Genomic DNA, 10,159 nt, shown 5'->3' with positions numbered 1-10,159 from the left:
CAAGGCCGGCGTGCTGCTGGAGCAATACCGCAGCAATCTCGACAGCTGGCGCGACAATACTCGGATTCAGTACCGAGCGGCGCTCAAGGCGCTGGCGGCTCGCGTCGCGCTGCTGTCTCTGCTGCTCGCTGCCGTGTTTGTCGGCGGCGAGGTCTGGAAGCGTGCGGTGTTCAAGTACGTGCAGGAGACACGGCGTCGACATCAGCTGTTGCTCGTGCGCCGAATCGTCGTCTGGGCCCTCGCGCTCGTGATCGTCGGCATCGCATTTGCGACGGAAGCCAGCTCGTTTGCAACGTTCGCCGGGCTCTTGACTGCCGGTATCGCCGTCGCGATGCAGAGCGTGCTCGTGTCGATCGTCGGATACTTCTTCCTGATCGGAAAATACGGCCTGCGTGTCGGCGACCACGTCCAAATCGGTAACGTGTCCGGTGAGGTCATCGATCTCGGTCTGGTACGACTGCATCTGATGGAGATCGGGCCGCAAGACGGCCCTACCGGCCGTGTCGTCGCGCTCGCGAACTCGGTCGTATTCCAGGCGTCCGGCGGGATATTCAAGCAAATTCCGGGCGTCAGCCTGGTGTGGCGCGAATCGAGCCTCACGTTGCCGGGCAACGCCGACTACGCGTCGATCAAGGAGCGGTTGCTGGGCGCGGCCTCCCGCGTGCTCGAGAAGTATCGCGAAGAGCTCGAGCGGCAAACGCGTGAGCTGAACAAGACGTCGTCGTGGGACACCGGGGACAAGGCGCAAGCGCAAGTTCAATTGCGGTTCTCGCACGACTCGATCGAAGCCATCGTTCGGTATCCGGTGCCGCTACAGCGCGCGTCCGAGGTCGAAGAGCGCATGTCGCGAGCCCTGCTCGAGGCGGTGCGCGGCGGCACGGACGCCACGTCGAGGCCCGAGCCAGCGTTGACGCAACTCAGTGACTGATGGCGAAGAACCAAGTGCCGATCAGAGGACCGCGAGGCCGACGGCCGTTCGCCGGCGGTGGACCGCCCGCCGCCGGCGCGGGCGCCGGACCATACTCGGGGGCAAACACGTAGGCCACGTGTTTCACCGGATCCACCGCGATCGTTTTGCCGCCTTGCATCGTCGCGACCGTGCCAACCACCGTGTATCGGTCCGCGGAGTCCTGATGTGCGACGGTGACGATGCCGTCGCGGCCGGCGGGAATGTAGATCAGTTTTTCGGCCGGGTCCCAGCCGAGCGCATCCACGCCGTCACCGTTCGCAATCGTGGCCACAACCTTGCCTGAGCCCGCGTCGACGACCACCGACGTTTTGCTGCAGCCGGAAAAAATCCGCTTCGACGCTTTGTCGTAGGCGATTCCGGTTGGGCCTTCGCAGGGCGCTATCGGCCAAGAGGCGAGCACCTTCATGGTTTTCGCCTCGATGACCTGGATCGTGTTCTTGCTTTCGTTGTTGACGAACAGCCTGCCGGCGCCGTCGCTCGCAGCCCCTTCGGGTGAATCGTCCTCGAGCTCCGCGGTGCCGGTGATGGCCCCGGTGCTCGGATCGATAGCGACCGCGGTGCCGACGGGTCGGCTGTGGTTGGTCAGGATCACGCGATCGATCGAATCGTCGTACATGATCCCGTCTAGCCCGCCGACGGCGATCGGGATTTTCTTGATTGCGCCGAACGTCTTCAAATCGAACTCGGTAACGGTGGAATCGCCGCGGTTGGTCGTGAACCCGCGATTCCACTTCGGGACGAGAGCGGCGCCGTGCACCCCGGGCAAGTCGGTGATGTCGCCCAGGACTTGCCCGGTGCCGCCATCGACGACCATGAAGTGAGTTTCGCGAGAGACGAACACGCGGCCGCCCGCCTCGGCCACGATGTAATCGTGACTACCTTCGCCGCCGATGTTGAACTTATTGACCTTGAACGTTTGAGCTTGCGCGGCATTCAGCGCGACAGCGGCCGCCAACGTGGTCGCCATGATCAAGCTGGCCTTCATGAAGTCCCCTGTGAAAACGAAAACGCTCAGAGGCAGCGGAAACCGACCGAGGAGCGCTACTTGATTGCGAGGAATCCTTCGAAGCACACCCACTTCATCACCGACATGATATCGGTGAAGCCGGCACGCCGAAGCAGGCCGAGGTTGCCTTCGGTCGAGAAGGGCTCGAGGACACCCTTGAGGCTCGCCGTCTTGTTGAGAATCTCGTCGGCGCTGAAGCCGTTTTTCGCCTTGAAGTCGTTGTAGAGCGCGACGCTCATGTCCTGGAAGCGGGCGTCTGGGCCGCGAACCTTCTCGAACAAGACGAAGGCGCCGCCCCAGTGGAGGCGTTCGTAGATCCGGTTGATCAGCTCTTGGCGATTCCGCGGCTGCACGAACTGGATGCAGTAGTACGAGACGAAGAGGTCGGTCTTCGCGTAGTCGTGCGTGATGGCGTCGTCGCAGATGATCTCGATGTTCGAAACACCGGTGCAATACGCGCGCGCCTTTTCGACCATGGGTTCGACGGGATCGATGCCGACCCATCGGACCTGGGGTTTGGCCGCATGATGCGTCGCCAGCTTTCGCAGCAACTGGCCCGTCGACGTGCCGATCTCGTAGCACGTGCTGTCCTCGCGCACGAAGTAGTCGCTGATCGAACAGACGAGGTCGTGCCCCGCGTCGTACATGGGTACTGAATGGCGCACGTGCTCGACGAACGTATCGGCGACGTTTCCGTCGAACGACCAGCTGGCCCGCTTGGTTTCGATGTCGTGACCGACTTTCATGTGGTCTCCTGCAAGCGGAGTGCGGTTGACCACGATAGACTAGCGGGCAATGACACCCGCTGCCAGCCACATGCGACTCGCCTGAGGACGGCGCGATGAGCACGCTCGTCACCTCGTCGCTCGCCGCATGGTCCGGAGTCGAAGGTCGTCCCCTCGTCATTGCGGGGCCTTGCAGCGCGGAAAGCGAAGAGCAGTTGGCCGAAACGGCCAAGCGACTCCGCGGCGCGCGAGTGGATTACTTCCGCGCCGGCGTCTGGAAGGCGCGTACTCGCCCGGAAGACTTCGAGGGCATCGGCGACGCCGCGCTGCCGTGGCTCGTGAGGGTCGGACACCAGTTCGGCATGAAGACGGCCACCGAAGTGGCCACCGCCGGCCATGTCGAAGTCGCGCTCAAACATGGCGTCGACCTCTTGTGGATTGGCGCTCGGACGACCGTGAACCCGTTTTCGGTGCAGGAAATCGCCAACGCACTTCGCGGTGTCACGGTGCCCGTGCTGGTGAAGAATCCGACAAGTCCCGACCTGGGCCTGTGGATTGGCGCGCTGGAGCGCGTCAACCGGGCCGGTGTTCGCAAGCTCGGCGTCATCCACCGCGGTTTTTCGGTCGCGGGGAACAAGCGCTACCGCAACGCACCCATGTGGGAGCTGGCGATCGAGTTCCGGCGGATGCATCCCGATGTCCCGATGATCACCGACCCGAGCCATATGACGGGCCGGCGCGACATGATCCTCGACGTCGCGCAGCAGGCCATGGATCTCGGGCTCGATGGATTGATGATCGAGACCCATCCGAATCCTGACCACGCCTGGAGCGATGCCGCGCAGCAGGTCACGCCGGAGCGCCTGACCGAGATCATCGCGTTGCTCAAGGTGAGGCGTGAAACGTCGGCCGACGCCGCGTACGTGGCGTCGCTCGAAGTGCTTCGCGACCGCATCGACCACCTCGATCACGACCTGCTCGACCTGCTCGCGAAACGGATGCGAGTGATCGAGGAGATCGGCGAGTACAAGCGCGCCAACAACGTGGCGACGCTCCAGGTGGCGCGTTGGACCGCGCTGCTCGAAGACCGGCTCGGTCGCGCGGTTGAGCTGGGACTGTCGCCGGAATACGCGCGCGCCCTCTACGAGATCATTCACCGCGAGTCCGTGAAGCGGCAGAGCGAAGTGATCAACGAAGAACCCGCCGAGAGCGCGCCCTAGAGCACCCGGGAATCCTCACGTTCGGGCGACGAGCTCGGGCGGTTTGTTCGCGCGGAATCGCAGCGCTGACCGCGGGCTCAACGTCGGGCAGCGAGCTTATCGCACCGGTATCCCGGCGCCTTCACTGATCGGCTGACCGCCAACGCCGAGCCCACCCTGCACGGGACGTCGCTCACGAATGATTCCCTTCTTTCGGTCCGCCTCGAGCGCTCGGTCCTCGGCTCGCTCGCCGCCGAGCGATTGCAGGATCGCATAGTTGCCCTCGTGGCAGTCGTAGGGCAACAGCTGTCCGCCGTCGAGCGGCGTGAGCGGAAGCGACAGCGTGAACGGCTGCGCGTAAGTCACGGGATCGTCAACGGTCAATTGGTACTGGAGGACGTCCTCGGCCACGCGCTTGAAGCGTTCGGTCATCTTCATCTGCGCGCTGTGACGATTGCCGTTGCCGTTGGGGCCGATCGCGGTGCGGTCCGTGAGGTTCGTCGTTTCGACCACGAGCTCGTCGCCTTCCCAACGCGCGCGCGAATCGCCGAGATACTGACGTATCGCCTGGTTGATGTGCGGCCGACCGTCGGTATAGATGAGGCGCGTGTCGTGCACCATCTCGTACGAGAGCGCCACCACGCCGGGCGCCTGCACGATGCGCTGTCCGTTGCCGTAGACGACGCGCAGCGTCGAGCCGGCGATACCGCGCGTGATGCAGCGCTCATAGCCCGAAAAGTCTGTATAGCTGTCGAGCGGTCCGTTGCCATAGGTGCCGCGCGGCATCGGCCGCTTCGTGCCTTCCTCCGTGAAGGCGGGCAGCCGCCCATTCGCAGGGTCGACGATCAAAGACGTCTGCGGCAACGCGCGGCGCGCGAAGTCGCCGCGAAAGCTGCTGGTCGCCTCGTTCTCGGCCCGCTGGACGCCGCGTTCGACCTGCGCGGCGCGCTCCGCAAGCTCTTGCTCGTTGAGATACAGCCGATCGCCGAACTGCTCCGGCCGCTGCATCGGAATACCGCCGGTGTCGTCGCTCGACCAGACGCCCTGTAAGTCCGGCTCACCCCAAGAGGTCCGGCGCCCCGCGTACGGAGGCGCGGGCTTGTCGCCGAACGCCGTGACCACGAGCGGTGGGGCCGCAACCGGTTCCTGACCTGCAAGCGGAGCCGGGACGAGAATGGCCGCGCCAATGAGGATTGAGACAGCGCCAGCGGAACCGACCAGTCGTATTGCCATTGCCGAGCTCCTCGGAGTGGGTGTCGAACGCGTCGCTGTATCTTAGTCTATGCTCTCCGCGGAGCACTTTAGAACTGGGGGTAGTCGCAATGAAAACGATCGGACATTCACTGGGTAGAGTACTGCTGGGCGCTTTGGGCGTCGCGTGTTTTGCGCTGACGATGGTCTCGGGCGCGCGCGCGGAAGAGGTCACCGCCGCGACACTCGTCGATCGGCTGCAGATCCAGGATCTCATCACGCGCTACTACAACAATTTCGGCCGGGAGAACGCCGAAAACTTCGCGGACTTCTATGCCGAAGACGCCGAGCTGATCCTCGGCGAGCGCCACTACAAGGGCAGAAACGGCATCATGGAAGCGTACGGCCGCGCTCCCGGGCAGGCGCCGCGTGCGGCTCCTCCGCCGCGCTATTCCTTCATCGTGGCGGTCGACAACCCGCTCATCGTCGTGCACGGCGGCAGCAACACCGCGACGGCACAGCTCGTCTACACCGAGTACGTGATCGAAAAGCAGGGCGAGCAAGTCAAGGTCATCACACAGGGCAAGGAATACAGCACCTTCGTCAAAGTCGACGGGCACTGGCGTTACAAGACGCGTCTGATCAAAGGCGGCACGGAGCTGCCCGAAGGCTGGAAGGAGTAAGCCGCGGGCGTCAGCGCCACCGCTTGCCATGGATCCATGCGACGAGGCTCCAGCGCGTGCCCCGGGTCACCGGGGTCACGCGGTGCAGCATGAAGCTCGGAAAGATGATGAAGGCGCCTCGGGTTCGGTCGAGCTGTTTCGGCACGTTGCCGTACAGCAGCTCCAAGTCTCCGCCGTCGTACTCCTCTGAGTTCGAGAGCTGGACCGAGATCGACAGCTTGCGCGTCGGCTTGGCCGGCCCGAAGTCGTAGTGCCAATCGTAGAAGCCACTCTCGGCGCTGTCGTAGCGCGCGACCTGGACGTTGTTTTCCACGCCGACGACGTCGACGTCGAAGCACTGTGGATTGCAGACCTGCACGGCGGCCCACAGCCGCTGATAGAGCCACGAGTGCTTTTGCTCGTGAGCGAGGAATGAGACTCGCGAGCGGCGGAGGTTCGCGTCCGTGTTGCCGAAGCTGAGTTTCCCCTCGCTGAGCAGTGGAGCGTGCTCGGCGATCAGCCGATCCATCTCCTCGGCGCTCAGAAAGCTCTGCGCCGTCGCATACGGCTGGAAGAGCGACAGCTCTTTTTCGCTCATGGCTCAGCGAGCCGCGTAGCTCTTGCTGAAGCCGTTGCGCGCGTTCGTCACGGTGAACGACCCATCGTCGCGTGCCGATACCTTGATCCAGAATGCGGGGCCGTTGTGCGCGGGCGGCGGCGGTGCGGCGGCACCCGGCGCGGGAGCCGCGATGGGCTCGATCGGCAGCGACGCCGGCTGCTCGTCGACCACGTTGGCGATGAACGCGCCGGGCACGGTGTATTCCTGGCCGCTCAGCAGCGAGAAGTGCAGCTGCCAAAGATCCTCGAGTCCCGGAGACGAGAACAGGACCTTCATCGCGTCGGGCTGCCCGCCCTTGCGCGTGCCGTTGTTCATGATGGCCACGCGCGGCGCGAGTGCGTGCACTAGCACTGGAGCGTTCGAGATCGGCTGCCCGTGATGCGTGACGACGAACAAGTCCACGGTGCCGAGCAGGTTGCGCGGGCACGCGAGCGCGAACTCCTTGTTCCACGTGAGGTCGCCGAGATGCACTGCGCGGAACCGGCCGAACGTGAAGTGGCTGCCGACCGATTGTGCGTTCTCGCTCGGGTCGTCCTCCTTCGGCTGATGCGTGGCGCACAGCGGATTCGTTTGCCCAGCACCGGGAACCGCGTCGCGAATCGGCGCGCCGGCGGCGGCGACGATACGGACATCGACGCCGCGCACGCTCAAGCGGTCGCCGGGCTTCACGACGGTGTGCTTCGACTTCGCGTATAGCCCGGGATAGACGTCATTCAAGAACGTGTCGGTCGCGGGGTTCGCCTGCACGTTCGCGCCGTGGTCGATGAACTCGGCGACCGGAATGCGACCGGCAATCTCGCTCATCGCGCCGAAGTGGTCGCCGTGATAGTGGGTCGTGATCAGATGATCGATGCGCGCGAGCCCGGCATCCTGCACGGCCGCCATGATTCGGCCCGCGTCGCGCGCGGCCGCCTGGCCGCCGTTGCCGGTGTCGATCAGCAGCGAGTCGCCGGACGGCGCCACGAACAACGTCGAGTTGCCCCCTTCGACGTCGATGACGTAGATGTCGAGCGTCGTCCTTTGCTGCGCCGCCAGCGCGGTCGGCAGCAACGCAATCATGAGTGCTAGACTCGTTTGGCGACTCATTGGGCGTTCTCCTGAACAACAACGGCGCCGGTCATCGTACGCCTTTCTACTCGCGGAGCTCATCCATGAAAAGCCGCCAGGGCTTTCGTTTCGGCATCACGACGGTTGGTTGCGCTCATCTCCTGGCCGCGTGCGGCGGCGGGGGTCCCGCGTCGGAACCGGCGGCGAGCGCCGCGTCCTCGGCTCCTGCGGCTGCGCCCGTGGCACAGAACGTCGCGGCCGCCGACTGGCCCGCGTACAACCGGACGCTCGCCGGCGACCGGTTCTCGCCGCTCGCCGAGATCGATCGCGGCAACGTCGCGCAGCTTCGCGTCGCGTGTACGTATGTGCTGCCGGAAGTCGTCGCGATGCAGGCCGGCCCGATCGTCGTCGACGGCACGATGTATTTCACGACCGAGAGAGGCTCCTACTCGATCGACGCGGCCACCTGCGCAGAGAAGTGGCGCGTCGAGCGGCAGAGCTCGCGGCCATCGCCGCTCGGCGTGCAGCGCGGCTTCGCATACCTCGACGGCAGGCTTTTCAGGGGCACGTCCGACGCTCACGTGCTCGCGCTCGACGCGGCTGATGGCCACACGCTCTGGGACGTTACGACGGAAGGAGCAGGGACACCGGGCCTCTCGATGCCGATGGCGCCGATCTCCGCGAACGGGCTCGTCTTCATCGGGAACGCCGGCGGCGACCAGACGGGTGTCACCGGCCACGTGTACGCGCTCGACGCGCGCGATGGCCGAGTCGTTTGGCGCTTCGACGTCGTGCCCGACGACCCCGCCGTGCGGGCAACGTGGCCGAACTCGGATCGCTATCCGATCACGGGCGGCGCGTTCTGGACCTCGTTCGCGCTCGACGCGGAGCGCGGCGTGCTCTACGTCCCGGCGGGCAATCCCGCGCCGGACTTCGACGTGGAAGCACGCGGCGGCGATAACTTGTACGCGAACTCGCTGATCGCCCTCGACGCCGCAACCGGCCGCTTGCTCGGTTACAACCAGCTCGTCAAACGCGATTCGCACGACTGGGACGTGAACGCCCCGCCTGTGCTCGGGACGACGCGCGGCGGTAGGACGATCGTCGCGTCCGCGAACAAGGACGGCCTGCTGTCCGTGCTCGACCGCGGCGCACTTGCGACCAACGCAGAGCTCGGCGCGCGCTTGCCGACGCTGTTTCAGTCGCCGACGACGACGCGCAAGAACGTCGACGTCCCGCTGTCGCGCACGGAGCGCGTGCGCTTTTGCCCCGGCATTCAAGGCGGCAACGAGTGGAACGGCCCCGCGTTCCATCCCGCGTTGAACACGTTGTATACGGGCGCCGTCGATTTCTGTGCGAGCGTGCAGCTCGCGCAGGAAGTCACAGTGCCGTCGGCCGGCGCGATCTGGTTCGGCTCGGCTGTCGGCGAGATCCAAGAACCGCCCGACACGGCGAGAGGTTGGATCACGGCATTCGACGCGGACACCGGCGCCGTGCGCTGGAAGTTCGCCGCGCCGGCGCCCGTGGTCGCGGGAGTGACACCGACGGCCGGCGGCCTGGTCTTCGCTGCCGATCTCACGGGCCGCTTCCGCGCGTTCGACGCCGAGAGCGGCGCGGTGCTGTACGAGCTCGACACCGGCCAGTCGATCGGCGGCGGAATCGTCAGCTATTCCGCAGCGGGTAGGCAAAGAATCGGCGTGGCGTCCGGCATGAAGTCCGGCATTTGGCCCGGCGCCGCGACCGAGACCCGAATTCAGGTGTTCGCGTTGCCGTAAACGTGAGAGCGCATATCGGCCGTGCGAAAGCGCTGTTACGGGGTGACGATGAAGATTGAGCCGTGGGAAGAAGTTTCCGAGGGTGCGCCCGACGAGCGGCGGATATTCACCGTGCGTAGCGATGTGGTGCGCTCACCCGTCACGGGTCGAGAGCACACCGTCGACAGACTGCTGGCGCCGGATTGGGTGAACGTCGTCGCCATCACCGACGCGAACGAGATGCTGTTCGTGCGCCAGTGGCGCTTCGGCACGCGGACCTTCACCTTGGAGGTTCCTGCCGGCTTGGTCGAGCCCGGCGAGGAGCCGCTCGCGGCCGGCCGGCGCGAGCTCCTCGAGGAAACGGGCTACGCGGGGCCGGATGCGCGTGTCATCGGAACCGTGCTCCCCAATCCGGCGTTCATGAACAACAAGACGACGACGATCTACATCCCGCGCGTGGCGTCCGTCGCCGAGCAGCAGCTCGATCCGATGGAGGAGCTCGAGGTCGTGAAGATCCCCGTCGAGAGGGTCGAGCGCATGCTCAAGGAAGGCGGAGAGCTGGCCACAGCTCTGGGCATGGTGGGGTTGATGTGGTGGCAGATGGCGCGCTGACGTCGCGCTGGCGACGTCCCTCAGCTGTTATTGACGGTTTGTCAAATCATCAATACGCTCCGAGCTGATAGCCGGAGCGACCTGCCGTTGCGCGGATCGAGCTGCCGCCCGAGGCGACGCCTTGTAGGCGTTGACGCGCACAGTTCGACTTGGAGGAGAGGCGTGAGAACGTTGTCCAGAATCGGTGCCTTCGCGTCGGCGTTGGTCATTTCTGTTGGCGCCTCGGGAGCATCCGACCTCGATGCGAAGCTGCTCGAGGCAGCGCAGACATCCAATCCGACAGAAGTCCGCGCGCTGCTCGCTGCGGGCGCCGATGCGAATGCGCGGGCCGCCGACGGCTCGACGCCGATGCTCTATGCCGCGCATTTCGGCGA

At 65.2% G+C, this 10,159-nt stretch carries 11 protein-coding genes; 6 read left to right on the top strand and 5 right to left on the bottom strand.

The window, feature by feature from the left end; all coding sequences use genetic code 11:
• On the top strand, nt 1-928 hold a 928-nt coding region (locus VN706_01775; protein ID HXT14328.1), incomplete at its 5' end, for a mechanosensitive ion channel family protein.
• On the opposite strand, the gene VN706_01770 is transcribed toward VN706_01775, so the two are convergent.
• The gene (locus VN706_01770) at nt 918-2,048 is read right to left on the bottom strand and encodes a hypothetical protein (GenBank protein ID HXT14327.1); all 1,131 of its coding nucleotides are present in this window, start codon (nt 2,046-2,048) and stop codon (nt 918-920) included. The genes VN706_01775 and VN706_01770 overlap by 11 nt on opposite strands.
• Nucleotides 2,012-2,722, bottom strand: coding sequence for a methyltransferase domain-containing protein (locus VN706_01765; GenBank protein HXT14326.1), 711 nt, complete (start codon nt 2,720-2,722; stop codon nt 2,012-2,014). The genes VN706_01770 and VN706_01765 overlap by 37 nt, the downstream gene beginning before the upstream one ends.
• Before the next feature lie 95 nt (nt 2,723-2,817).
• Here VN706_01765 and VN706_01760 point away from each other — a divergent pair, with 95 nt between their 5' ends.
• On the top strand, nt 2,818-3,921 hold the full coding sequence (locus VN706_01760; GenBank protein ID HXT14325.1) for a chorismate mutase: 1,104 nt from the start codon (nt 2,818-2,820) through the stop codon (nt 3,919-3,921).
• Nucleotides 3,922-4,017: 96 nt separating this feature from the next.
• On the opposite strand, the gene VN706_01755 is transcribed toward VN706_01760, so the two are convergent.
• Nucleotides 4,018-5,133, bottom strand: coding sequence for a hypothetical protein (locus VN706_01755; protein HXT14324.1), 1,116 nt, complete (start codon nt 5,131-5,133; stop codon nt 4,018-4,020).
• Nucleotides 5,134-5,222: 89 nt separating this feature from the next.
• On the opposite strand from VN706_01755, the gene VN706_01750 reads away from it, so the two are divergent.
• Nucleotides 5,223-5,774, top strand: a complete 552-nt coding sequence (locus VN706_01750) for a nuclear transport factor 2 family protein (protein ID HXT14323.1) — start codon at nt 5,223-5,225, stop codon at nt 5,772-5,774.
• A 10-nt stretch (nt 5,775-5,784) separates the two neighbouring features.
• Here VN706_01750 and VN706_01745 read toward each other — a convergent pair whose 3' ends face one another.
• Nucleotides 5,785-6,351, bottom strand: coding sequence for a 2OG-Fe(II) oxygenase (locus tag VN706_01745; GenBank protein HXT14322.1), 567 nt, complete (start codon nt 6,349-6,351; stop codon nt 5,785-5,787).
• Between the two features lie 3 nt (nt 6,352-6,354).
• Nucleotides 6,355-7,458 (bottom strand): MBL fold metallo-hydrolase, encoded by a 1,104-nt coding sequence (locus VN706_01740; protein ID HXT14321.1) that lies wholly within the window; start codon nt 7,456-7,458, stop codon nt 6,355-6,357.
• A gap of 65 nt (nt 7,459-7,523) precedes the next feature.
• On the opposite strand from VN706_01740, the gene VN706_01735 reads away from it, so the two are divergent.
• The 3 genes from VN706_01735 to VN706_01725 all read left to right on the top strand — a co-directional run.
• Nucleotides 7,524-9,194, top strand: coding sequence for a PQQ-binding-like beta-propeller repeat protein (locus tag VN706_01735; protein HXT14320.1), 1,671 nt, complete (start codon nt 7,524-7,526; stop codon nt 9,192-9,194).
• 48 nt (nt 9,195-9,242) lie between these two features.
• Nucleotides 9,243-9,785 (top strand): NUDIX hydrolase, encoded by a 543-nt coding sequence (locus VN706_01730; GenBank protein ID HXT14319.1) that lies wholly within the window; start codon nt 9,243-9,245, stop codon nt 9,783-9,785.
• A gap of 162 nt (nt 9,786-9,947) precedes the next feature.
• Nucleotides 9,948-10,159, top strand: a 212-nt coding sequence (locus tag VN706_01725; protein HXT14318.1) for an ankyrin repeat domain-containing protein, incomplete at its 3' end; no start/stop codon positions are given.

The organism is Gemmatimonadaceae bacterium (assembly GCA_035606695.1).
Lineage (GTDB): Bacteria > Gemmatimonadota > Gemmatimonadetes > Gemmatimonadales > Gemmatimonadaceae > JAQBQB01.
Note: the sequence above shows the minus strand (reverse complement) of the source record. Positions and strands in the feature narration are given on the sequence as shown.